The sequence below is a fragment of the Yoonia sp. genome (assembly GCF_036770585.1).
In the GTDB taxonomy this organism is placed as follows: domain Bacteria; phylum Pseudomonadota; class Alphaproteobacteria; order Rhodobacterales; family Rhodobacteraceae; genus Yoonia.
In genome coordinates this window covers 17,975-40,032 of record NZ_DAIPIW010000004.1, presented here as the reverse complement: position 1 = coordinate 40,032, position 22,058 = coordinate 17,975, and the positions used below count along the sequence as shown (strand labels likewise).

At 62.5% G+C, this 22,058-nt stretch carries 23 protein-coding genes; 11 read left to right on the top strand and 12 right to left on the bottom strand.

The features are described 5' to 3' along the window. Positions 1–77: 77 nt before the first annotated feature. Positions 78–2,714 carry a DNA mismatch repair protein MutS gene (gene mutS, locus V7N12_RS01605; protein ID WP_333712183.1) on the top strand — a complete coding sequence of 879 codons (2,637 nt, stop codon included), beginning with the start codon at positions 78–80 and terminating at the stop codon, positions 2,712–2,714. Positions 2,715–2,751: 37 nt separating this feature from the next. Here the strand turns inward: mutS and V7N12_RS01600 are convergent, their stop codons facing one another. Together V7N12_RS01600 and hrcA are read right to left on the bottom strand one after the other, a co-directional pair. Next, entirely contained in the window at positions 2,752–3,315 is a 564-nt protein-coding gene (locus tag V7N12_RS01600; RefSeq protein WP_333712182.1) for a nucleotide exchange factor GrpE, read from the bottom strand. A gap of 12 nt (positions 3,316–3,327) precedes the next feature. Then, the gene (gene hrcA, locus V7N12_RS01595; RefSeq protein ID WP_333712181.1) at positions 3,328–4,392 is read right to left on the bottom strand and encodes a heat-inducible transcriptional repressor HrcA; all 1,065 of its coding nucleotides are present in this window, start codon (positions 4,390–4,392) and stop codon (positions 3,328–3,330) included. Positions 4,393–4,507: 115 nt separating this feature from the next. Here hrcA and rph point away from each other — a divergent pair, with 115 nt between their 5' ends. The 3 genes from rph to hemW are packed head-to-tail and all read left to right on the top strand — an operon-like array spanning position 4,508 to position 6,973. Then, complete coding sequence (gene rph, locus V7N12_RS01590) at positions 4,508–5,215, top strand: ribonuclease PH (protein ID WP_333712179.1); 708 nt, start codon at positions 4,508–4,510, stop codon at positions 5,213–5,215. Next, a complete protein-coding gene (gene rdgB, locus V7N12_RS01585; protein WP_333712178.1) occupies positions 5,215–5,823 on the top strand; it encodes an RdgB/HAM1 family non-canonical purine NTP pyrophosphatase in 609 nt (202 codons plus the stop codon). Before rph ends, rdgB begins: the two co-directional genes overlap by 1 nt. Next, complete coding sequence (gene hemW / locus V7N12_RS01580) at positions 5,816–6,973, top strand: radical SAM family heme chaperone HemW (protein ID WP_333712177.1); 1,158 nt, start codon at positions 5,816–5,818, stop codon at positions 6,971–6,973. Before rdgB ends, hemW begins: the two co-directional genes overlap by 8 nt. Here hemW and V7N12_RS01575 read toward each other — a convergent pair. From V7N12_RS01575 to hemJ, 7 genes are all read right to left on the bottom strand, one after another. Next, on the bottom strand, positions 6,970–7,845 hold the full coding sequence (locus V7N12_RS01575) for a ParB/RepB/Spo0J family partition protein (RefSeq protein ID WP_333712176.1): 876 nt from the start codon (positions 7,843–7,845) through the stop codon (positions 6,970–6,972). The two genes, hemW and V7N12_RS01575, sit on opposite strands and share 4 nt — an antisense overlap. 1 nt (position 7,846) lies before the next feature. Continuing rightward, on the bottom strand, positions 7,847–8,656 hold the full coding sequence (locus V7N12_RS01570) for a ParA family protein (RefSeq protein ID WP_333712174.1): 810 nt from the start codon (positions 8,654–8,656) through the stop codon (positions 7,847–7,849). Beyond that, positions 8,646–9,224 carry a 16S rRNA (guanine(527)-N(7))-methyltransferase RsmG gene (gene rsmG, locus V7N12_RS01565; protein WP_333712173.1) on the bottom strand — a complete coding sequence of 193 codons (579 nt, stop codon included), beginning with the start codon at positions 9,222–9,224 and terminating at the stop codon, positions 8,646–8,648. Before rsmG ends, V7N12_RS01570 begins: the two co-directional genes overlap by 11 nt. A 42-nt stretch (positions 9,225–9,266) precedes the next feature. Beyond that, on the bottom strand, positions 9,267–11,138 hold the full coding sequence (gene mnmG, locus V7N12_RS01560) for a tRNA uridine-5-carboxymethylaminomethyl(34) synthesis enzyme MnmG (RefSeq protein ID WP_333712171.1): 1,872 nt from the start codon (positions 11,136–11,138) through the stop codon (positions 9,267–9,269). 11 nt (positions 11,139–11,149) lie between these two features. Further along, complete coding sequence (mnmE, locus tag V7N12_RS01555; RefSeq protein ID WP_333712170.1) at positions 11,150–12,430, bottom strand: tRNA uridine-5-carboxymethylaminomethyl(34) synthesis GTPase MnmE; 1,281 nt, start codon at positions 12,428–12,430, stop codon at positions 11,150–11,152. Between the two features lie 28 nt (positions 12,431–12,458). Further along, positions 12,459–13,730 carry a transcription termination factor Rho gene (rho, locus tag V7N12_RS01550; protein ID WP_333712168.1) on the bottom strand — a complete coding sequence of 424 codons (1,272 nt, stop codon included), beginning with the start codon at positions 13,728–13,730 and terminating at the stop codon, positions 12,459–12,461. A gap of 120 nt (positions 13,731–13,850) precedes the next feature. Further along, positions 13,851–14,300 carry a protoporphyrinogen oxidase HemJ gene (gene hemJ / locus V7N12_RS01545; protein ID WP_333712167.1) on the bottom strand — a complete coding sequence of 150 codons (450 nt, stop codon included), beginning with the start codon at positions 14,298–14,300 and terminating at the stop codon, positions 13,851–13,853. 404 nt (positions 14,301–14,704) lie between these two features. Between hemJ and V7N12_RS01540 the strand changes: the two genes are divergently transcribed. Genes V7N12_RS01540 through dnaQ form a run of 4 tightly spaced genes read left to right on the top strand, consistent with a single transcriptional unit; the run spans position 14,705 to position 17,439 of the window. Next, entirely contained in the window at positions 14,705–15,304 is a 600-nt protein-coding gene (locus V7N12_RS01540; RefSeq protein ID WP_333712165.1) for a Maf family protein, read from the top strand. Then, positions 15,301–16,128, top strand: coding sequence for a shikimate dehydrogenase (locus V7N12_RS01535; RefSeq protein ID WP_333712163.1), 828 nt, complete (start codon positions 15,301–15,303; stop codon positions 16,126–16,128). The genes V7N12_RS01540 and V7N12_RS01535 overlap by 4 nt, the downstream gene beginning before the upstream one ends. Continuing rightward, positions 16,125–16,715 carry a dephospho-CoA kinase gene (gene coaE, locus V7N12_RS01530; protein ID WP_333712162.1) on the top strand — a complete coding sequence of 197 codons (591 nt, stop codon included), beginning with the start codon at positions 16,125–16,127 and terminating at the stop codon, positions 16,713–16,715. The genes V7N12_RS01535 and coaE overlap by 4 nt, the downstream gene beginning before the upstream one ends. Next, positions 16,708–17,439 (top strand): DNA polymerase III subunit epsilon, encoded by a 732-nt coding sequence (gene dnaQ, locus V7N12_RS01525; protein ID WP_333712224.1) that lies wholly within the window; start codon positions 16,708–16,710, stop codon positions 17,437–17,439. Before coaE ends, dnaQ begins: the two co-directional genes overlap by 8 nt. Here the strand turns inward: dnaQ and secB are convergent. Next, positions 17,436–17,942 carry a protein-export chaperone SecB gene (gene secB / locus V7N12_RS01520; RefSeq protein WP_333712161.1) on the bottom strand — a complete coding sequence of 169 codons (507 nt, stop codon included), beginning with the start codon at positions 17,940–17,942 and terminating at the stop codon, positions 17,436–17,438. The two genes, dnaQ and secB, sit on opposite strands and share 4 nt — an antisense overlap. A 57-nt stretch (positions 17,943–17,999) precedes the next feature. Further along, on the bottom strand, positions 18,000–18,485 hold the full coding sequence (locus V7N12_RS01515) for an FxsA family protein (RefSeq protein ID WP_333712160.1): 486 nt from the start codon (positions 18,483–18,485) through the stop codon (positions 18,000–18,002). 111 nt (positions 18,486–18,596) lie between these two features. Here V7N12_RS01515 and V7N12_RS01510 point away from each other — a divergent pair, with 111 nt between their 5' ends. The 3 genes from V7N12_RS01510 to V7N12_RS01500 are packed head-to-tail and all read left to right on the top strand — an operon-like array spanning position 18,597 to position 20,821. Beyond that, entirely contained in the window at positions 18,597–19,259 is a 663-nt protein-coding gene (locus V7N12_RS01510; protein ID WP_333712159.1) for a Tim44/TimA family putative adaptor protein, read from the top strand. A 16-nt stretch (positions 19,260–19,275) separates the two neighbouring features. After that, positions 19,276–20,232: a murein transglycosylase A gene (gene mltA / locus V7N12_RS01505; protein ID WP_443089928.1), complete on the top strand. Its 957-nt coding sequence runs from the start codon at positions 19,276–19,278 to the stop codon at positions 20,230–20,232. Continuing rightward, positions 20,225–20,821: a Smr/MutS family protein gene (locus V7N12_RS01500; RefSeq protein ID WP_333712157.1), complete on the top strand. Its 597-nt coding sequence runs from the start codon at positions 20,225–20,227 to the stop codon at positions 20,819–20,821. Before mltA ends, V7N12_RS01500 begins: the two co-directional genes overlap by 8 nt. Here V7N12_RS01500 and V7N12_RS01495 read toward each other — a convergent pair. Continuing rightward, on the bottom strand, positions 20,804–22,039 hold the full coding sequence (locus V7N12_RS01495) for an MFS transporter (protein WP_333712156.1): 1,236 nt from the start codon (positions 22,037–22,039) through the stop codon (positions 20,804–20,806). The genes V7N12_RS01500 and V7N12_RS01495 overlap by 18 nt on opposite strands. Positions 22,040–22,058: the final 19 nt, after the last annotated feature.

Genomic DNA, 22,058 nt, shown 5'->3' with positions numbered 1-22,058 from the left:
GCCCCGCAACGGATTCATTTCGGGGTTTCGCGGCCAAGCTGGGCTGGTAATGTGCGCAGGGCGATCCGGGGGGATTGATGAGCAGCGACACCAACACCACGCCGATGATGGCGCAATATCTTCAGATCAAGGCGCAGCACCCCGATGCGCTTTTGTTTTATCGCATGGGCGACTTCTACGAAATGTTCTTTGACGATGCCGTCGCCGCATCCGAGGCGCTGGATATCGCCCTGACAAAGCGCGGCAAGCATGATGGCGGTGATATCCCGATGTGCGGTGTCCCCTATCATGCCGCCGAGGGGTATTTCCTGACGCTGATCCGCAAGGGCTTTCGCGTGGCGGTCTGCGAACAGATGGAAAGCCCCGCCGAGGCGAAAAAGCGTGGCTCCAAGGCCGTCGTGAAACGCGAGGTCGTGCGGCTGGTCACCCCCGGGACGCTGACCGAGGATTCGCTGCTCGATGCCCGCCGTCACAACTTTCTGGCCGCTTACCATGTGGTCCGCGACGAGGGCGCGCTGGCCTGGGTCGATATCTCGACCGGGGGGTTTCATGTGATGCCCTGCGCGGGGGGGGCGCTGGGGCCGGAACTGGCCCGGATCACCCCGCGCGAGGTCATCGTGATCGACGGGTCCGAAGGCCAGTGGGCGGGTGTGATCGCGGATGCAGGCGCGACCCTGACCACCCTTGGCGCCGCCGCCTTTGACAGCACCAGCGGCGAAAAGCGGCTTTGTGCGCTTTACAAGGTCGGGTCGCTGGATGCTTTCGGGACATTCACGCGGGCCGAGATCGGGGCCATGTCCGCCGTCGCCGAATACCTTGACATCACGCAGCGCGGGAACCTGCCCCTGCTGCGCCCGCCTGTGCGCGAAGGGCAATCGGCGGCGATGCAGATCGACGCCGCGACACGGCGGTCGCTGGAACTGACCCACAGCATGGGCGGCGGGCGGCAGGGGTCGCTTTTGCATTGCATCGACCGGACGGTGACTGCGGGCGGCGCGCGTTTGCTGGAACGGCGGTTGTCCTCGCCGTCATGCGATGTCGATGTGATCGGCGCGCGACAGGCGGCGGTCGGTTATCTGACCGAAGACACCCGCCTGACCGCCGATATGCGCGATGCCCTGAAGGGCGTGCATGATATCGACCGCGCGCTTTCACGGCTGGCTTTGGATCGGGGCGGCCCGCGCGATATGGCCGCGATAAGAAACACGATTGCGCAGGCCGCAGGGCTGGCGCAGGGCCTGCCCGATGGCCTGCCGCAGGTGCTGGCCGATGCGGCAAAGGGGCTGACGGGCCACGACGACCTGCTGGACCTGCTGGATCAGGCGCTGGTCGCGGAACCACCCATGTTGTCCCGCGATGGCGGGTTCATCGCCCCCGGCCATGACGATGAACTGGATCAGGTGCGCAAACTGCGCGACGAGGGCCGTTCGGTCATCGCGGGGATGCAGGCGGACTATGTGCAGCTTTCAGGCGTGCAATCGCTGAAGATCAAGCACAACAACGTGCTGGGTTACTTCATCGAAACCACCGCTACCCATGCGGAAAAGATGATGGCCCCGCCCTTGTCGGACACCTTCATCCACCGCCAGACCACCGCCAATCAGGTGCGGTTCACGACCGTGGACCTGTCCGAGATCGAGACGAAGATCCTCAACGCCGGTGGCCGCGCGCTGGAGATCGAGAAACGCCTCTTCGACACCCTGCGCCAGACGATCATCGCCCATGCGGGCCCGCTTGGTGCGCTGGCCCGAGCCTTGGCGGACATCGACCTGACCACCGCCCTTGCCCATCTTGCCGTGACGGAAAACTGGGTGCGGCCGCGTGTGGACGACAGCCGCGCCTTTGCGATCACGGGCGGACGCCATCCGGTGGTCGAGGCCGCGTTGCAAAAATCAGGTGCGCCATTCGTCGCCAATGACTGCGACCTGACCGATACGCAGATCTGGCTGCTGACCGGTCCGAACATGGCCGGCAAATCCACCTTTCTGCGCCAGAATGCGCTTTTGGCGATCCTTGCGCAGATGGGCAGCTTTGTGCCAGCCGAGGCGGCCCATATCGGGGTGGTCAGCCAGATTTTCAGCCGCGTGGGCGCCTCGGATGATCTGGCGCGCGGGCGGTCGACCTTCATGGTGGAAATGGTGGAAACTGCCGCGATCCTCAATCAGGCGGATGACCGTGCGCTGGTGATCCTCGATGAAATCGGGCGCGGCACGGCGACCTATGACGGGCTGTCCATCGCTTGGGCGACGCTGGAGCATTTGCACGACGTGAACCGCTGCCGCGCGCTTTTCGCCACACATTACCACGAGATGGCGACGCTGGCGGGCAAACTGGCGGGGGTCGATAACGCGACGGTCACGGTCAAGGAATGGGAGGGCGACGTGATCTTCCTGCACGAGGTCAAGCGCGGCACTGCCGACCGCAGCTATGGCGTGCAGGTCGCGCGGCTGGCGGGGCTGCCGCCTGTGGTCGTGGACCGCGCCCGCGTGGTGCTGGAAGCGCTGGAGAAAGGCGAGCGTGAAGGCGGCACCGCGCGCAAGGCGGTGATCGACGACCTGCCGCTTTTCGCCGCGACGCCGCCACCTGCGCCCGCCAGACCCAAAACCTCGGCGGTGGAAGCGCGACTGAAGGACATCCACCCCGACACGCTGACCGCGCGCGAGGCGCTGGATCTGATCTATGAGCTGACGCAGATGGCAAAGGGCGCAGAGTAACCCTACGCCCTTTGGGAAATTCCGTCGCGGATGCCCCTTAAGAGGCCTTCATCGACGACACGCCCACCTGCGCGGGACGCAACAGCCGGTCATGGAGCAGAAAGCCGGTGGTCGAGACCTGGATGATCTCGCCTGCTTTGGTTCCGGGCAGCGGGGCCTCGAACATCGCTTCGTGCATCTTGGGGTCGAACTTTTCGCCCACTTCCGGTGTGATCGGCTTTACCCCGTGCTTTTTGAAGACGTTGATCAGCTCGCGCATGGTCAGCTCGATCCCTTCGAGCAGCGAGTCCGGCACTTTTTCCTCGCCCTCGTTGGCGGCCTTCAGGGCGCGGTCCATGTTGTCGTAGACCGGCAGCAGATCACGGGCGAGCCGCGAGCCGCCGTAATTCTCGGCCTCGCGGCGGTCACGGTCGGCGCGTTTGCGGGTGTTTTCGGCATCGGCCAGCGCGCGCATGAACTTGTCGCGGAATTCGTCACGCTCGGCGCGCAGGGCCTCGATCTCGTCAAAGCCTGTCTCGCCATCGGCAGAGGCCGCTTCCATCTCGTCGCCTTCAGCGGCGAGTTCGTCGAGGGTTTGCAGATCTTCGGTCTTTTTGGACATGCGTTCTTTCCTTCACGCGCGGTCGGCGATCATCTTGCCGACCAGCTTGGCAGTATAATTCACGATCGGCACGATACGGCCGTAATTCAATCTGGTCGGGCCGATGACACCGACCGCACCAATGATCTTTCGGTCGGCGTTCATATAAGGGGAAACCACCAGAGAGGAACCCGAAAGCGAGAACAATTTGTTCTCGGAGCCGATAAAAATGCGCACGCCCTCGCCGTCTTGCGCCAGATCGAGGAACTGGGCGATGTCGCGCTTGCGTTCGAGGTCGTCGAACAGCGTGCGGATCCGGGCAAGGTCGTGCTCGGATTCGCTGTCACCCAAGAGGTTGCCGCGCCCGCGCACGATCAGCCGTTCGGTCGTCTGGCCCTCGTTTTCCCACAGCGCCTGACCGTTCTCGACGAGATCGCGGGCAAGTGCGTCGATTTCCTGACGCCGCGCCACGATTTCACGGGCGACAACGGTGCCAAGCTCGGACAGGGTATGCCCCTCGGCGATGGAATTGAGGAAATTCGCCGCCTCGCGCATGGATGAGGGCGTCTGCCCGACAGGCGGTGTGAAGACGCGGTTTTCCACATGGCCATCGGCGAAGACCAACACCACCAGCGCCCGTTCGCGATTGAGCGAGACAAAGTCGATGTGCTTGATCGGCGCCTCGTGTTTGGGCGTCAGCACAAGGCTGGCGCCATGGGTCACGCCCGACAGCGCCTGCCCCACCTGATCAAGCACCGTTGTCACATCATGATCGTTCGAGGCCACGGTCCGGTCGATGGTCTCGCGGTCCTTGCCGTCGAGATCGCCGACCTCGAGCAGGCCATCGACGAACATGCGCAGGCCAAGCTGCGTCGGGATGCGCCCTGCGCTGACATGCGGGCTGCCCAGAAGCCCGAGGTATTCCAGATCCTGCATGACGTTGCGGATCGTGGCAGCACTGACCCTTTCCGAAAAGTCCCGCGTCAGCGTGCGTGATCCCACAGGCGCGCCGCTTTCCAGATAGCCTTCGACCACGCGGCGGAAGACCTCGCGCGAGCGGGCGGTCATGTCGTCGATGTTCGGCGGTGATTGCGTCATCGCATCCTCTGGTGAAAGCGAGCCAATTAAAACCAAGTGGTCAGGACCGTCAATCGGGGTTGGATTCCATATGTGGGCAGCGTATCGACAGGTTGCAATCAAAAGGAGTGACCCCATGCGCCCATCCGGCCGTCAGACAGATGAAATGCGAAGCATATCGATCGAGACCGGTGTCACCATGCATGCCGAGGGGTCCTGTCTGATCAAATGCGGCAACACCCATGTCTTGTGCACCGCAACGCTGGACGACCGCGTGCCGCCTTTCCTGAAGGGCTCGGGCCTTGGCTGGGTCACGGCGGAATACGGGATGCTGCCGCGCGCGACGAATACGCGCATGCGGCGCGAGGCGAAAAATGGCCAGTCGGGCCGCACGCAGGAAATCCAGCGGCTGATCGGGCGCTCGCTGCGGGCGGGTGTGGACCGCGTGGCGCTGGGCGAGCGGCAGATCACCATCGACTGCGACGTCATTCAGGCCGACGGCGGCACCCGCTGCGCTGCGATCACCGGCGGTTGGGTTGCGCTGAAACTGGCGGTGCAAAAGCTGATGAAGGCGGGCGACGTGATCAGCGACCCGCTGGTCGATCCGGTGGCGGCTGTGTCCTGCGGCGTCTATGCGGGGCAAAATGTGTTGGATCTTGACTACCCCGAGGATTCAGAGGCCGGTGTCGATGGCAATTTCGTCATGACCGCTGGCCGCCTGATCGAGGTGCAGATGTCGGCGGAGGGCGCGACCTTCACCCGCGCGCAGATGGACGGGCTGCTGGACCTTGCCGGAAAAGGCATCGCGGACCTGACCGCAGCACAGCTTGCCGCGGTGGGCTGATGCGGCGGTTCGACGGCAAGGACCTTGTGATCGCGACCCACAATCGCGGCAAGCTGGAAGAGATCGCGGACCTGCTGTCGCCCTATGGTGTGGTGCTGACCTCGAACGCTGATCACGGGCTGCCCGAACCGGACGAGACCGAAACGACCTTTGTCGGCAATGCCCGCATCAAGGCCCATGCCGCAGCCAAGGCCACCGGCCTGCCCGCCTTGGCCGACGACAGCGGGATCGAAATCGACGGTCTGGGCGGTGCACCGGGCGTCCATACCGCCGATTGGGCGGAAACGCCGCAGGGCCGCGACTTTACCATGGCGATGGAGCGCGCATGGCGCGCGCTGGAGGCGGCGAAGGCCCCCCACCCCCGCACCGCGCGCTTTTGTTGCACGCTGGTGCTGGCCTGGCCCGACGGCCATGACGAGGTCTTCCCGGGTGTCATGCCCGGCCAGATCGTCTGGCCGATGCGCGGGGACCAGGGACACGGCTATGATCCGATCTTCCAGCCTGAAGGGTATGATGTGACCTTCGGCGAAATGGACCGCTGGGAAAAGAACCGCATCAGCCACCGCGCGGATGCGTTCCGGAAACTGGTCGCAGGCTGCTTTGGCTGAGGATTGGGAAAACGGGGGCTTTGGCCTCTATGTCCATTGGCCCTTTTGTCAGGCCAAATGCCCCTATTGCGATTTCAACAGCCATGTCGTGGCGCAGATCGACCAGCGGGCCTGGGCCGAGGCTTACCTCAGCGAAATAGACAGGGTCGGTGCGGAAACCAAAGGTCGGGTGTTGCGCTCGGTCTTTTTCGGTGGTGGCACGCCCAGCCTGATGGACCCCGCGGTGGTGGATGCCGTGCTGACGCGTGTGCGCGCCACCTGGCCGATGGCCAATGACGTGGAAATCACGCTGGAAGCGAACCCGACTTCCGTCGAAGCTGGACGGTTCGCGGGTTATCGCGACGCGGGCGTCAACCGCGTGTCGATGGGGATACAGGCGCTGAATGATGCGGATCTGAAGGCGCTGGGGCGGCTGCATTCCGTGGACGAGGCTTTCCGCGCCTTCGACATCGCGCGCAGCACCTTCGCGCGCGTCAGTTTCGACCTGATCTATGCACGACAGGGGCAGAGCCTTGCGGCATGGAAGATGGAATTGCAGCAGGCGCTGTCGCTTGCCGTGGACCATCTGTCACTTTACCAACTGACGATCGAGGACGGCACGGCCTTCGGCGACCGCTATCAGGCGGGCAAGCTGCGCGGGCTGCCGGATGATGACACCGCCGCCGATATGTATCTGGCAACGCAAGACATCTGTGCGGCGGCGGGGTTTGTGGGCTACGAGGTCTCGAACCACGCCGCCGACGGGGCGGAAAGCGTGCACAACCGGATTTACTGGCGCTATGGCGATTATGCGGGCATCGGACCGGGGGCGCATGGCCGGCTGACCATCGGCGGGCAGCGCTTTGCGACGGAAACCCCGCTCGGCCCGGCGCAGTGGCTGGCACAGGTGCGCAAGACCGGCAATGGTGAGGGTGCACGCGAGACACTGACCGGGACCGAGCAGTTCACCGAGTTCCTGCTGATGGGTCTGCGGCTGCGCGAAGGTGTGTCACGGCAGCGGTTTCCGGATCAGTGGAATGACGTATTGATGAACAATATCAATGGTTTACGTGATATTGGCATGCTGGAAATGACCGATGATCACCTCTGCGTCACGTCACGGGGGCGTCCCGTGCTGAACGCGGTTCTGCGGCAACTTCTGGAAGGTTAGCCGCCCGAGAGCGCGCGCAGCAGATCATCGAGCTGATCCAGTGAGCGGTAGCTGATCGTCATCTTGCCGCCCTCGGACCCTGCAGCGTGGTCGATGGACACTTTCATCCGCAACTGGGCCGACAGTTCCTTTTCGATCTGCACGGTGTCGGCGTCTTTCGTTGCCCTGCGGCTGCTCGAAGGTTTGCCGTCATCACCGAGCCCCTTTTTGGCCAGCGCTTCGGTCTGACGGACCGACAGCTTTTCCTGCACGACCTTGCGGGCGATGCCGATGGCGTCATCATGCCCGATCAATGCCCGGGCGTGACCGGCGGTCAATTGTCCGGCATTGAGATAATCCTTGATTTCATCCGGCAGGCCGACAAGGCGCATCATGTTCGCGATGTGGCTGCGGCTCTTGCCGAGGACCTCGGCCAGTTTCTCTTGCGTATGGCCGAATTTTTCCATCAGTTGCTTGTAACCCGCGCCCTCGTCTATCGGGCTGAGGTCGGCGCGCTGGATGTTCTCGATGATCGCGATTTCAAGCACTTCGGTGTCGTCGTATTCGCGGACGATGATGGGCACTTCGTGCAGTTTCGCCTTCTGCGCCGCCCGCCAGCGGCGTTCACCGGCGACGATCTGGTAATCCGCACCGACAGGCCGGACGATCAGCGGCTGGATGATGCCTTTCTCGGCAACAGAGTTGACGAGTTCAAGCATGGCTTCCTCGGCGAAGAAGCGGCGCGGCTGGTCGGGGTTGGGCCGGACCCGTTCAATGGGCACCACCAGATCGGGGCGTTTCGGGGTTCCGTCGGACCCTGTATCTGCCGTGACATCGGACATCAGGGCCGACAAACCGCGCCCCAGGCCCCGTGATTTCGTATTGCGTCCCATGTCAGGCAGCCTTCTGTTTTTCGATACGGTCGACCAGTTCCTTGGCAAGGGCGCGATAAGCCTCGCTACCTTTGGACTGGGTGTCATAGGCCAGAACGGGCACCGCGAATGACGGTGCCTCGCTGAGGCGGACGTTGCGGGGGATCACGGTCTTGAAAACCATGTCCCCCATATTCTCGCGGGCGTCGTCCTCGACCTGCAGGGACAGGTTGTTCCGGCTGTCGTACATGGTCAGGGCGATCCCCTCGATCCGGAGATCGGGGTTGGCGGTCTGGCGGACGTCGCGGACCGTCAGGATCAGTTGCGACAGACCTTCGAGGGCGAAGAACTCGCTTTGCAGGGGCACGATGATCGAATGCGCCGCGACCATGGCGTTGACCGTCAGAATGTTCAGCGAGGGCGGGCAGTCGATCAGGATGTAGTCGTAGTTGTCACAGCCGCCCTTGGGATCACGCAGGACATTGCGCAGCAGGTAGCTGCGCTTGGCGTTGTCGACAAGCTCCAGATCGGCAGAGCTGAGATCGGTCGTGGCCGGCACGATTTCGAGGTTGTCGACACTGGTGGTCTGGACAGCATCTGCGAGCGCGATTTCACCTGCAAGAAGGTCATATGTTGTGGCATCGCGCATATCATACGCAATTCCTAGTCCGGTTGAGGCGTTTCCCTGCGGATCAAGGTCCAGCAAAAGCACGCGCTTTCCAAGCTCGGCAAGCGCCGCACCAAGGTTGATCGTGGTCGTCGTCTTGCCGACACCGCCCTTCTGGTTGGCAACAGCGATGATCGTCGACTTGACGGCGGTTTCAGTTGCCACGGGGAAGAATCCTTTGGATTTGCAATAGTCGTGCGTCAGGATCAGTGATACTGGGGTGATCTTCAAGGTCAAATGCCCATTGGACACGGGCTTCGGCGACCTCTTGCGCTGCCTGGCGGCCTTTGTGGACAAGGGCGCGGCCGTCTTCCCGCAAGTGTCGCAGAATCAGCGGCAACAACGCGGGCAAAGGGGCAAGCGCGCGGGCTGAAACGACGTCGGCGGCTTGGGGCGGTGCCTCTTCGATCCTGCTGGCGATCACATCGACCGACATATCGAGCGCGCGCGCGGCGGTGCGCAGGAAGGCGCATTTGCGTTGGTCGCTTTCGATCAGAACGAACCGCGCGTCGGGATGCTTTTCCTTTGCGATCGCGGCAACGACGATCCCCGGAAACCCGCCGCCACTGCCGATATCGGCCCAAGTTGCGAAATCTTCAGGGGCATGGCGATAGATTTGCGCGGAGTCGACGATATGCCGGTCCCAGATATCGCCAAGGGTTCCTTTCGCGATCAGATTGATTTTCGGGGTCCATTTGGCCATCAGTGACGCGAAGGCTTCTAGCCGCGCCATTGTTTCACGTGAAACTAACAATCCACCGAGGTCTGGCAAGCGTCAGGTCCCCGTGGCCTTGGGCACATCCCGCTTGATGGCCGAGATCAGCAGCATCAGCGCGGCGGGCGTCATCCCTTCGATCCGGCCAGCCTGAGCGATGGTGGCAGGTCGTGAAGCGATCAATTTGCCTGCAATTTCATTGGACAAGCCCCTGATTAAAGCGAAATCCAGATCGTCGGGGATGACCTGTTGCTCATCCCTTTCCAGCGCCGCGATATCACGCTCTTGCCGGGCGATGTAATGGGCGTAGAGCGCGTCTTTCTTGACCTGATCGCGGATGTCGTCCGCGATATCGTCAAGGTGGTGGCCCGCAGCGGCAAGTTCGGGAAAGCCGAAATCCGCGAGCGCCAGCGCATCAAGGGCCGACCGGCGGGGGCCGTCGGGGTTCAGTTTTGCGCCGGTTGCGGCAATCTCGCGGGCGGTGACGGTGATCGTGTCGAGCCGTGCCGTCGCATCGTCAAGCTGCGCGCGTTTGTCCGAAAAGGCGGCCCAACGCAGATCCCCGACGCAGCCGATGTCGCGGCCCATCGCTGTCAGGCGCTGATCGGCGTTGTCGGCGCGTAAGGACAGGCGGAATTCGGCTCGCGAGGTGAACATGCGATAGGGTTCCGACACGCCGCGCGTGATCAGGTCGTCGACCATCACGCCGATGTAGGACGTGCGGCGGCTGAAAGTGACAGGATCCCGGCCAAGCGCCGCAGAGGCCGCGTTGAGGCCCGCCACCAGACCCTGTGCCGCCGCCTCTTCATAGCCAGTCGTGCCGTTGATCTGCCCGGCCAGATAAAGGCCCGGCACATCGCGCAGTTCCAGTGTCGCGCGCAGGGCGCGGGGATCGATGTAGTCGTATTCGATCGCATAGCCAGGCTGCAAAATCACCGCGTTTTCAAGGCCATGGATGGAATGGACATAGTCGTGCTGCACGTCCTCGGGCAGCGAGGTCGAAATACCGTTGGGATAGACCGTTTGGTCGGTCACGCCTTCCGGTTCGAGAAAGATCTGGTGCGAGGTTTTATCCGCGAACCGCACGATCTTGTCCTCAATCGAGGGGCAATAGCGCGGCCCGATCCCGTCGATATGGCCGCCATACATGGCCGACCGCCCCAGATTGGCGCGGATGATATCATGCGTCTTTTCGTTCGTATGGGTGATCCCGCAGTCGATCTGTGGCGCATAGGTGCCTTTGGACAGGAACGAGAACAGCACCGGATCATCATCACTTGGCTGCTTTTCTAGCACCCCCCAGTTGATGGTCCGCCCATCCAGACGCGGCGGCGTGCCGGTTTTGAGCCGCCCCAGCGGCAGGCCGAAACTGTCCAGACGCTCGGCCATTTTCACTGACGGGTCGTCCCCCATCCGCCCGCCCGGACGCGAGACATCGCCAATATGGATGACCCCGCGCAGAAAGGTCCCGGTGGTCAGGATCACAGCCACAGCGCGGATTTCGCTTTGGTCGCGCAGCACCACACCCGAGACGCGGCCGGTGTCGACGATCAGGTCGGTCGCCTCGCCTTCAACGATGTCGAGGTTCGGTAGAAGCGCAAGCTCTGCCTGCATCTCTGTCTTGTAGATCCGGCGGTCCGATTGCGCACGGGGCCCCTGCACCGCTGGCCCCTTCTTGCGATTCAACAGGCGAAACTGAATGCCCGCCTTATCGGCCACGCGCCCCATGACCCCGTCAAGCGCGTCGATCTCGCGCACCAGATGCCCTTTGCCCAAGCCACCGATCGCCGGGTTGCAGGACATCACACCGATTGACGCACGGGTCAGCGTCACCAGCGCCACGCGCACACCCATCCGCGCAGCCGCATGCGCGGCCTCGGCACCGGCATGCCCGCCACCTATGACAATCACGTCGTAGTCCTGATGTTTCACGTGAAACACTCCTACTTCCCGATGCAAAAACTGGAGAAGATTTCGTCAAGCACCTGTTCTACATCAACGCGGCCCACAATGCTATCCACCGCGCGGATCGCCGCGCGCAGGTCTTCGGCGATCAGGTCGGCCATGGCGCTGTCGTGCTCCATCCCTGCTTGCGCCGCATCCATGCAGGCAATCGCCCGCAGCATCGCTGTCCGGTGCCGTTCGCGCATGGCGATGCCGATATGTCCGACCCGGGCTTGCAGTCGTCCGGATACCTCAGCGATTAGCGCATCAATTCCTTCGCCGGTTTTGCCCGATATCGACAGCCCATCATGCAACCCAAGATCAGCCTTGCCGTGGACGACGATATCGTCAGGCCCCGCCGCCTCTGGCCCCACTTCAAAGGGCGACAGCAGATAAATCCGCAGATCCGCAGCTTCGGCACGTTCCTTTGCCCGCGCAACACCCAGGCCTTCGACCACATCATCCGTCTCGCGCAACCCCGCTGTGTCAAGCAGCGATACAGGCAACCCGCCAAGATCCATCCGCACCTCGATCACGTCCCGCGTCGTCCCCGCGATTTCCGAGGTGATCGCCACATCCCGCCCCGCAAGCCGGTTCAGCAATGTGGACTTGCCCGCGTTGGGCGCACCGATGATCGCGACTTCGAAACTATCCCGCACCCGTTCGGCGATCCGCACCCCGTCCGCTTCGCGTTGCATCTGGCCCGAGACCTCTGCCAGCAAGGTCCGCACTTCGGGCGTCACATCGACCGGCACCTCTTCGTCGGCGAAATCGATCGTCGCTTCCAGCAGGGCCGCGGCGCGGATCAGCTTTTGCCGCCAGCCATCCGCCAGCTCGCCCAAGGCACCAGAGAAGACGCGCACGGCCTGCCGCCGCTGGCTTTCCGTCTCGGCGTCGATCAGATCGGCCAGCCCCTCGACCTCGGCCAGATCCAGCCTGCCGTTCTCCAGCGCGCGTCGCGTGAATTCGCCTGCCTCGGCCTGTCGCAGGTCCGGCAAATCCCCAAGCACCCGCAGCACGGCAGCGACCACGGCGGGGCTGCCATGCAGGTGCAGTTCGATCACCTCTTCGCCGGTAAAGCTGCGTCCTTCGTCAAAGCGCAGGATCAACGCCTCGTCCAGCAGCGCGCCTTCGGTATCGATCAGAGACCGCAGCCCGCGCGCGGCAGGCACAGAACCGCACAGCCGCCCGGCCGCCAGAACCGCAGATGGCCCGGAAACCCGGACCACCGCGACACCTGCGCGCCCCTGCGCCGTTGCCAAGGCAAAGATCGTATCCATATCTAACCCATTGTTATAAAACAATAAGTTACGTGTTCATCGAGTCGAAGAAATCGCTGTTCGTCTTGGTCTGCTTCAGCTTGCCGATCAGGAACTCGATCGCATCCGTGGTGCCCATCGGGTTCAGGATGCGGCGCAGCACATAGGTCTTGGCAAGATCCGCCTTGTCCACCAGCAGTTCCTCTTTCCGCGTGCCGGATTTGAGTACGTCCATTGCAGGGAAGACGCGCTTGTCGGCCACTTTGCGGTCAAGAACGATCTCGCTGTTACCGGTGCCCTTGAATTCCTCGAAGATGACTTCGTCCATCCGGCTGCCGGTGTCGATCAGGGCGGTCGCGATGATCGTCAGCGAACCGCCCTCTTCGATGTTGCGTGCCGCGCCGAAGAACCGCTTGGGGCGTTGCAGCGCGTTGGCATCCACACCCCCTGTCAGAACTTTCCCCGAGCTTGGCACAGTCGTGTTGAACGCCCGCCCCAGACGCGTGATCGAATCAAGCAGGATCACCACGTCCCGCTTGTGTTCCACCAGACGTTTCGCTTTCTCGATCACCATTTCCGACACCGCCACATGCCGCGAGGCCGGTTCGTCGAAGGTCGAGGACACAACCTCGCCCTTTACCGACCGCTGCATGTCCGTCACCTCTTCGGGGCGTTCGTCGATCAGCAAAACGATCAGATAACACTCGGGGTGGTTCTTTTCGATCGAGTTGGCGATGTTCTGCAAAAGCACCGTCTTGCCCGTCCGTGGCGGGGCTACGATCAGCGACCGCTGGCCCTTGCCGATGGGGGCGACCAGATCGATGATCCGCGCCGACCGGTCCTTGACCGTCGGGTCCTCGATTTCCATTTTCAGCCGCTCGTCGGGATAGAGCGGGGTCAGGTTTTCGAAGGCGACCTTGTGCTTTGCCTTGTCGGGATCCTCGAAGTTGATCCGCTCGACCGAGGTCAGGGCGAAATAACGCTCGTTATCGTTGGGTTCCTTCATCACGCCTTCGACGGTATCGCCGGTGCGCAGCGAATACTGGCGGATCATGTCGGGCGAGACATAGATATCATCCGGACCTGGCAGATAGTTCGCCTCGGGCGAGCGCAGGAAGCCGAAACCGTCCTGAAGAACCTCCAGCACGCCGTCGCCGCCGATGACCCATTCTTCGTCCGCGCGCTCCTTGAGGATCGCGAACATGATATCGCCCTTCCGCATGGTCGAGGCGTTTTCGATCTCCAGCTCTTCGGCCATCGCCAAAAGGTCTTTGGGGCTTTGTGCCTTGAGATCGGCAAGGTTCAAACGGTGTTGGGACATCACGTATTCCAATGGCCTGCCCCTTGGGGCGGCGCGTTTCGTTTCTCAGATGGAAGTCTCTTTCCCGGACGGGAAGCGAGGCCAGACATAGGGATGGATCACCCGCGAGTCAATCGGGCACTAGAACGGCCGCACGATCACCGCGATGACGATCAGAAACATCAGGACGGTCGGCACCTCGTTGAAGATGCGGTATTGCCGTCCCGTGCGCGTGTTCGTGCCGGCCGCGAATTCCTTGCGCCGTGCGGCCATCCACATATGCGCCCATGTCATCGCCAGCACCGATGCGATCTTGATCCAGGACCAGGCCGCCCCCCAGTCAAAGACCCCGAGACCCAGCATGATCAACCCTGCCACCCATGCGACGATCATCGAAGGGTTCATGATCACGCGCAGCAGCTTTTCTTCCATGATCTGAAATGTCTGGTCGAGTTCCGATCCGACCGTCGCCCGTTCCGCGTGATAGACATAGAGCCTCGGCAGATAAAACAGCCCCGCCATCCAGGCGATCACCGCCATGATGTGCAACGCCTTGATCCAAGGATAAATCGTATACAGAAATTCGATCATGTCTTGCCCTGTCTTGCCATTGTCCTTCTTTCATAAATGAAGAAAGAAAGAAAAGATGATGTTGTTGTTTGAGGGGCGGATTTCTGTGGGTTGTTTTTTCATCCGCAGAGTTATCCCAAGGCAGGCATCGGGCCGGACGACTGTTTCCCGTTCGGGTATTCACTTATTTCTTAATTAAAACAAGTATTTAGTTAATCATGGTCGGTCTTGTCATTTTGTGTTTCTACCGCGTCGGGGCGACAATGCACGATTCGTCCACAGCGGCCGGTTATCCCAATCCACGGTGGAGAATATGCTGATAGTCGCCCCGGATCCGATTGTCGCTGGGCCATATCGTCCCGAGTGCTATTTCTGGGGATGTTCGCCCTCAGGGTGACACAGGGGTTTTCCCGAAGGTTATGCACATGTCCGAACATCTGGTTCTCGCCTCTGGTTCCGAAATCCGCGCGCAACTGTTGCGGAATGCCGGATTGGAAATTTCTGTCGTGCCCGCTCGGATCGATGAAGACGCGATCCGGGCCTCGCTTTGCGCCGAAGGGGCGAGCCCGCGGGATGTCGCGGACGCGCTGGCCGAATTCAAGGCCCAGCGTGTCGCCGCGAAACATCCCGATGCGCTGGTGATCGGCTGTGATCAAGTGCTGGCTTTCGGGCCCGAGATCTTTTCCAAACCGGAAACCCCTGCGCAGGCGCTGGATCAGTTGAAGGCGCTGCGCGGCAAGCCCCACCAGCTCCTTTCGGCGGCGGTCATCTATGGCGAGGGCAAGCCGCTCTGGCGTCATGTGGGTGTGGTCCGTCTGCATATGCGCGACGCAAGTGACGCCTATCTTGCCAATTATGTGGACCGGAACTGGGACAGCATCCGCCACGCGGTCGGGGCCTACAAGCTGGAAGAAGAAGGAGTGCGACTTTTTGCACGCATCGACGGAGATTATTTCAACGTGCTGGGCCTGCCGCTTGTCGAACTCTTGTCTTACCTCACCCTACGCGGGACATTGCCGACATGAGTGATTTTCCCCGCGCTGCCGTCATCGGGAACCCGATCAGCCATTCCCTGTCGCCGAAGCTGCATGGCTATTGGTTGAAACGGTATGGGCTGGACGGGTCGTATACGGCCCTCGAGGTTTCCGAGGACCAGCTGGAAGAGACCCTGTCGCGCCTTCCCAAAGAGGGCTACGTCGGCGCGAACGTGACTTTGCCGCACAAGGTTAACGTGCTGGGTTTTGCCGACCAGATCACCGATCGCGCAACGCTGATCGGGGCCGCGAATACGCTGACCTTCAAAAGCGACGGTCGCATTTATGCCGATAACACAGATGGTTATGGATTTATCGCCAACCTGCGCCAAGGTGCTCCGCACTGGGACCCGAAAGCCGGTCCTGCGGCGGTCTTCGGTGCCGGTGGTGCCGCCCGCGCGGTCGTCGTGGCGCTGATCGATGCCGGCGTGCCCGAGATCATCGTCTCGAACCGCACCCGCCCCAAGTCCGAAGCCCTGCGCGCGGATTTCGGCGCGCGGATTTCGGTGGTCGACTGGGTGCAGGCCGACATGATGCTGGAAGAGGCGCGGACCGTGGTCAATACCACCTCGCTTGGCATGAAGGGTGCGGCGGACTTCAAGGTCTCGCTTGATCTGTTGCGCAAGGACGCCGTGGTCACGGATATCGTCTACAACCCGCTTATGACCCCGTTTCTGGCCGCTGCCGAAAGGCGGGGCTGCACGATTGTCGATGGTTTGGGGATGCTCTTGCATCAGGGTGTGCCGGGGTTCGAGCGCTGGTTCGGCCAGCGCCCCGAGGTGGACGAGGCGACCCGCGCGGCGGTGCTTGCGTGACACATCTGCTGGGGCTGACCGGGTCCATCGGGATGGGCAAATCCACCACGGCCCAGATGTTCCGTGATGAAAGCGTGCCGGTCTGGGATGCGGATATGGTCGTGCACCGGCTTTACGCCAAAGGCGGTGCGGCGGTGCCGGCCATCGCCGAAGCCATCCCCGAAGCTGTGATAGATGGTGCGGTAGATCGCGGGGTATTGAAGGCCTGCCTCGCCACGGATCCGTCGCTGATCAAGACGCTGGAAAGCATCGTCCACCCCCTTGTCGCGGCGGACCGTGCGGCCTTTCTGGCGGCTCAGGATGCGCCGCTGGTGGTGTTTGATATCCCGCTGCTGTTCGAGACCGGCGCCGAGGCCTGGCTGGATTCGGTTCTGGTCGTCACCGCCCCTGCGGATGTGCAGAAAGCGCGGGTTCTGGCCCGTGGCGCGATGGATGAGGCAATTCTGGCGCAGATCCTTGCCCGCCAGATGCCGGATGCCGACAAACGCCGCAAGGCCGATCATGTGATCGAGACCCTGACGCTGGACGACACCCGCGCAGCCGTGCGACACCTGATCGCGAAACTGACGGGGGCAAATGATGCGTGAGATCGTGCTGGATACGGAAACTACGGGTTTTGAACCGGCCGAGGGCGACCGTATCGTCGAGATCGGTGCCGTCGAACTGATCGGCCATGTGCCCACGGGCCGCACGTTTCACGTCTATATCAACCCCGAACGGTCGATGCCCGCCGAAGCCTTCGAGGTGCATGGCATTGGTCCCGATCTTCTGGAACCGCCCCAGCCTGCCAAACCGGGCCAGCAGACGCTGAAGGACAAGCCCGTCTTTGCGGACGTCGGCCAGCGCTTTCTGGACTTCGTCGGGGACGCGAAACTGGTGATCCACAACGCGGCTTTCGATATGAAATTCCTCAATTTCGAGTTGCACCGGATGGACCTGCGGCAACTTCCAATGGATCAGGCGATCGACACTCTGGCGATTGCGCGGCGAAAATTCCCCGGCTCGCCCGCCTCGCTCGACGCGCTTTGCCGCCGTTTTGCCATCGACAACACCGCGCGGACATTGCACGGCGCGCTGCTGGACAGTGAAATTCTGGCGGATGTCTATCTGGAACTTATCGGCGGGCGGCAGCCGGACTTCGGGTTGGCAAGCGCGGATGCCCCCGAGATGTCGGGCCAAAGTGGGGATGGCTGGCGCCCGATGCCCCGCCCGACCCCGCTCGCTTCGCGTATCTCGCAAGAAGAGACCGCCGCCCATGCCGCCTTTGTGGACAGACTGGGCGACGGCGCTGTCTGGAAGAAACTGGCCTAGTTGGCCTTGGCTTTTTCCGCCTCGACCCGACGGGCGAGTTCCGAGCGGTAGAGTGCCAGAAAGTCGATTGTCTCAAGGTTCAGCGGCGGGAAGCCACCGTCACGGGTGATGTCGCTGACGATCCGGCGCAGGAACGGGAAGGTGATGCGCGGACATTCGATCAGAAGGTAGGGGTGCATCTGTTCCTCGGGTACGCCTTTCACCTCGAAGACACCGGCGTATTCCAGTTCCAGAACGAACAGAGGCTCGCCCTTTTCCTTGGTCTTGCTGGTGATGTTCAGTTTGGTGATCACCTCGTATTGGTCGTCGGGCTTGCGCTTGCGCGCATCGAGGTTCACCTGCACCTGGATTTCAGGCTGCGCGTCGCCGGTCACGCCCTTTTGGGCAAGGATATTCTCGAAAGACATATCGCGGATGTATTGCGCCAGCACACGACTGGACACTTGGGGTGCGGCGGCGGGCGTCTGGGGCGCTGCGGCACCGTTTTCGGGGGTATCGGACATAAGAACGGCTCCGGTTCAAAAAGGTTCGGGCGTTCCTAGCAGGCTACGGGCAGAGGCTCAATGCCGTGTCCACTCGGATGGTGGGCGGTGCGTCGGCTTTTGGGGCGAAACCTCTTCGAATTCGCCGTCGATGACGCGGTCGTCGGGCCGATGTGACCGTGGCGGCTGCTGGCCCGTGTCCACCCTGAAACCTTCCACCTTGACGCGGGACCTGGCCCAGAGAAACGCGCGCCGCCGCACGGCTGGCACGAGCAGCGACAGACCCACCACATCGGTGAAGAAACCGGGTGTCAGCAAAAGCGCACCTGCGAAAAGGATCATCGCCCCATTGGCAAGGGGTTCTGTCGGATCGTCGAGGTCATTGAAGGCGCGTTGCAGGTTCGACAGCTCGCGTGCGCCCTGACTGCGGACGAGAAACGAACCGGCGACCGCCGTTGCCAGAACGATCAGAAGGGTCCACCAGACGCCGATCACACCACCCACCTGAATGAACAGCGCGATTTCGATCATCGGGACCGCGATAAATGCCGCGAGCAGCCACATGGCCTTGGCCTTTCATAACAGTTTCGGGGGCACGGTGGACTCGGCCCGACCCGTGACCTACATAATAAGCCAAGGGGCGGTTTTCCATGCCCTCACCCAGACGAGGTAGAAATGAACTCTTCGATTATTCAGCTTCTGGTACTTGCGGCCATCGCTGTCTTTCTGATTCTGCGGTTGCGCGGGGTGCTTGGCACGCGGGAGGGTTTTGAAAAACCCGCCGTCACGCGGGCCGAACCGGCAAACCGCATCGGTCGCCCTGACTTTGACGTGATCGAAGGCGGGCCTGATCTTGATATCACCGACTATGTCGAAGACGGGTCCGATGACGCCAAAGCGCTTGCCGCGATGAAGCGGGTCGATCCGTCCTTCAACGTCAGCGAATTTCTCGGCGGTGCGCGCGGCGCCTATGAGATGATCCTGATGGCCTTCGAGAATGGCGATCTGGACAGCATCCTGCCCTTCATTTCCGAAGACGTGTATGAGGCTTTCGCCTCGGTCGTGGATGAACGCCAGCGCCAGAACCTGTCGGTCGAGGCGAATTTCATCGGGATCAGCGATATGACGCTGGTGGACGCGCAGTTTGACGAGATCACGAAAGAAGGCGAGGTCTCGATCCGGTTCAAGGCCGAGATGACATCCGTGGTGCGCAATGCCGCAGGCGAAGTCGTCGAAGGCAGCGTGAAAGAGATCAAGCGGATGAAGGACACATGGACCTTCGCGCGCAAGATGGACGCCGACGATCCGAACTGGCGTTTGGTCGCCACCGGCGAATAATTCCGGCGGCCAAAGGGTGGCCGGATTGCGCTATCATAAACGATCCTTCGCGGACCTGACGGGGTGGGCTGATGACGATCATCAGGCCGCCCTTGATGTTTTTGGCATAACGCGCGGGGCGCTTGGCCCCGACTGGCCAGAGCTGCCACGGGCGGGCGTGGATGCGCGCCTCTATTTCGAGGCGAATTTCACCCCTGTCCTGATCGTGGATGACAGGGCTACGCTCTTCACCGGATATTATGAACCAGAACTTGCAGGCGCGCCCGTCAAGGACGCGCATTTCCGCTATCCGGCCTATGCCGTGCCCCCCGATCTGGACCCGGGCACCCCCTATCTGACCCGGGCCGAGATCGAAGGCGGCGCGCTGCAAGGGCGCGGGCTGGAACTGGCGTGGTTCGCCGATCCGGTCGATGTGTTCTTCCTGCAGGTGCAGGGGTCGGGACGTGTGCGCTTCCCCGATGGCGGGATGCTTCGGCTGGGGTTCGCGGCAAAGAACGGGCATCCCTATACCTCGGTCGGCGCGGTGCTGGTGGAACGGGGTGCCGTTGCGGCGGATGCGGTCAGCCCCGAGGCGATCCGCGCGTATGTCAGGTCTCATGGGCCCGCGATCCTGTGCGAAAACGCAAGCTTTGTCTTCTTCCGCCCGATCGACGCGGTGCCCGCGACAGATGGACCGCTGGGTGCGCTGGGCCAATCGGTGACCGCAGGCCGGACGCTGGCGGTCGATCCCGATGTCCAACCGCTGGGCGCGCCGGTCTGGATCGAAAAAGCGGGCGCGGTCCGGCTCTGTCGGTTGATGGTGGCGCAGGATACCGGCTCGGCCATCAAGGGGGCGCAGCGGGCGGATATCTTCTTTGGCACCGGGGCAAAGGCGGGTCAGGCGGCGGGGGCGGTCAAGGATGGCGGGCGCATGGTGACGCTCTTGCCGCATGTGTTGGCGGACAGGCTGTGCAAGGGTGCGGCCGATGCGTAGGCCCCGCCATCTTTCGCCGGAAGAGCGCGCCCTTTGGGACAAGGTCGCGGCGCGCACAGAGCGGCGGGGCGACAGGCCCTTGCCCGCACCGGCGACCGAGCCGCCCCCGAAGGCGCCGATGCAGCCCAAACCGGATGACCGCAGCGCGCCCTTGCCTGATTTCCGGATCGGCCAGAAGGCCAAGATGACCCCGGCCCATGATCTTTTGGGACCGATCGCCGAACGCATGTCATCGGCGCAGGTAAACATGGACAGCCGCGCCCACCGTCGCATGACCCGTGGCAAACTGAAGCCCGAGGCGCGGATCGACCTGCATGGCATGACCATCGCCGAGGCGCATCCGGAACTGACGGCGTTTATCCTCGGCTCGCAAGCGGTGGGGCGGCGGTTGGTGCTGGTGATCACCGGCAAGGGCAAGGACCGCGACGATGGCGGACCGATCCCCGTGCGGCAGGGTGTCTTGCGGCATCAGGTGCCGCAGTGGCTGGCACTGCCCCCCTTGGCGCAGGCGGTCTTGCAGGTGACCCCCGCCCATATCCGGCATGGCGGGCACGGGGCCTATTACGTCTACCTACGCCGCAGCCGTTAAGGCCGCTTGCGCGCGGCGCGTGGGAACAATCAGGATCAGCGCTGCAAAGGCAAAGGCGGCGGCATAGCCCAGTTGCTGCACCTCGAAGCCGAGCCCGGCGTCGATCAGCCAGCCGCTCAGCCCGGGGCCGATGGCGGACCCAAGGACCATCAGCGCCGCAGCCGCCGCCTTGATCGCGCCGATATGGCGGGTGCCGTAGAACTCGGCCCAGCAGGCGTTCAGCAAGGTCGCCTGCCCACCGCCTGCCAGCCCCATCAGCACAATCGCGAAGGCGGTCCAGCCAAGCGACGGGGCATACCAGTGCAGCACGAAGGCAATCACCAGCGGGATCAGGTAGATGGGCAAGAGGCGCGTAGCGCCGAAACGGTCGATGGCCCAACCATAAAGGATGGTCGAGCCCGCCAGAGTGATCGTGCCAAGCGGGAAGACCGACACCAGCGCCAGATGCGACCAGCCCTTGATTTCGGCGAAATGCACCTGATGGAACCAGAAGGCGGTGCCGAAACCGGAAAGCGACATCACCGCCGGTGCCATCGCCCAGAAAAGCGGATGCCGCAGCGCCTCGGCCCGGGTCCAGTGCCGTCCGTTCATGCCGGCGGAATGGGTTGTGGCCGCCATCGCCTGCGGCGTGCGTTCAAGCTTCAGCAAATGGTAGAGAAGGCCGCTTGTCAGAACCGCGAAGACCGCGCAGCCGATCCAGATCGTCCGCCAGTCGACCATCGTTTTCAGCCAGACCATCGAAAGCGGCAGCGTCGCCTCGCCCAGCATGAAACCGAAGGCCGCAACGGCAAGCGCGCGCCCCCGCGAGGCGACGAACCAGCGCGCCATGGCAACGGTCGCCACATGGGTGGTCATGCCCTGTCCGGTGAACCGCAGGCAGAAGATCACCAATGGCAGCAGGGCCGCGATGCTGTTGAAGGCCATGAAAAGGCAGGCCGACGCCAGAAGCCAGACCACCAGAATTCCCAAGGTCCGCACGCGAAAGTGGTCGGCCAGCCCGCCCGCAAAGATCATGACCAGCGCCGAAGCCCCCGTGCCCACCATATAAAGCAGGCCCCAGTCTCCGTTGCTGAGACCATAAGCCTCACGGATCTCGCCGCCGAAGATCGAGATGAAAAAGGTTTGCCCGAAACTGGAAAGAAACGACAACAGAAACCCCGTCCCGAGAAAGGGCAGATTCTCGCGGATGAAACGGATGTATCCAGAGGATTGATTCATGCCGCATACATGCGCCGAT

Excerpts from the sequence above, each read along its gene's own strand:
- mutS (WP_333712183.1), top strand. The coding sequence starts at position 78 with ATGAGCAGCGACACCAACACCACGCCGATGATGGCGCAATATCTTCAG.
- V7N12_RS01600 (WP_333712182.1), bottom strand. The coding sequence starts at position 3,315 with ATGTCCAAAAAGACCGAAGATCTGCAAACCCTCGACGAACTCGCCGCT.
- hrcA (WP_333712181.1), bottom strand. The coding sequence starts at position 4,392 with ATGACGCAATCACCGCCGAACATCGACGACATGACCGCCCGCTCGCGC.
- rph (WP_333712179.1), top strand. The coding sequence starts at position 4,508 with ATGCGCCCATCCGGCCGTCAGACAGATGAAATGCGAAGCATATCGATC.
- rdgB (WP_333712178.1), top strand. The coding sequence starts at position 5,215 with ATGCGGCGGTTCGACGGCAAGGACCTTGTGATCGCGACCCACAATCGC.
- V7N12_RS01575 (WP_333712176.1), bottom strand. The coding sequence starts at position 7,845 with ATGGGACGCAATACGAAATCACGGGGCCTGGGGCGCGGTTTGTCGGCC.
- rsmG (WP_333712173.1), bottom strand. The coding sequence starts at position 9,224 with ATGGCGCGGCTAGAAGCCTTCGCGTCACTGATGGCCAAATGGACCCCG.
- mnmE (WP_333712170.1), bottom strand. The coding sequence starts at position 12,430 with ATGGATACGATCTTTGCCTTGGCAACGGCGCAGGGGCGCGCAGGTGTC.
- rho (WP_333712168.1), bottom strand. The coding sequence starts at position 13,730 with ATGTCCCAACACCGTTTGAACCTTGCCGATCTCAAGGCACAAAGCCCC.
- hemJ (WP_333712167.1), bottom strand. The coding sequence starts at position 14,300 with ATGATCGAATTTCTGTATACGATTTATCCTTGGATCAAGGCGTTGCAC.
- V7N12_RS01540 (WP_333712165.1), top strand. The coding sequence starts at position 14,705 with ATGTCCGAACATCTGGTTCTCGCCTCTGGTTCCGAAATCCGCGCGCAA.
- V7N12_RS01535 (WP_333712163.1), top strand. The coding sequence starts at position 15,301 with ATGAGTGATTTTCCCCGCGCTGCCGTCATCGGGAACCCGATCAGCCAT.
- dnaQ (WP_333712224.1), top strand. The coding sequence starts at position 16,708 with ATGCGTGAGATCGTGCTGGATACGGAAACTACGGGTTTTGAACCGGCC.
- secB (WP_333712161.1), bottom strand. The coding sequence starts at position 17,942 with ATGTCCGATACCCCCGAAAACGGTGCCGCAGCGCCCCAGACGCCCGCC.
- V7N12_RS01515 (WP_333712160.1), bottom strand. The coding sequence starts at position 18,485 with ATGTGGCTGCTCGCGGCATTTATCGCGGTCCCGATGATCGAAATCGCG.
- V7N12_RS01510 (WP_333712159.1), top strand. The coding sequence starts at position 18,597 with ATGAACTCTTCGATTATTCAGCTTCTGGTACTTGCGGCCATCGCTGTC.
- V7N12_RS01500 (WP_333712157.1), top strand. The coding sequence starts at position 20,225 with ATGCGTAGGCCCCGCCATCTTTCGCCGGAAGAGCGCGCCCTTTGGGAC.
- V7N12_RS01495 (WP_333712156.1), bottom strand. The coding sequence starts at position 22,039 with ATGAATCAATCCTCTGGATACATCCGTTTCATCCGCGAGAATCTGCCC.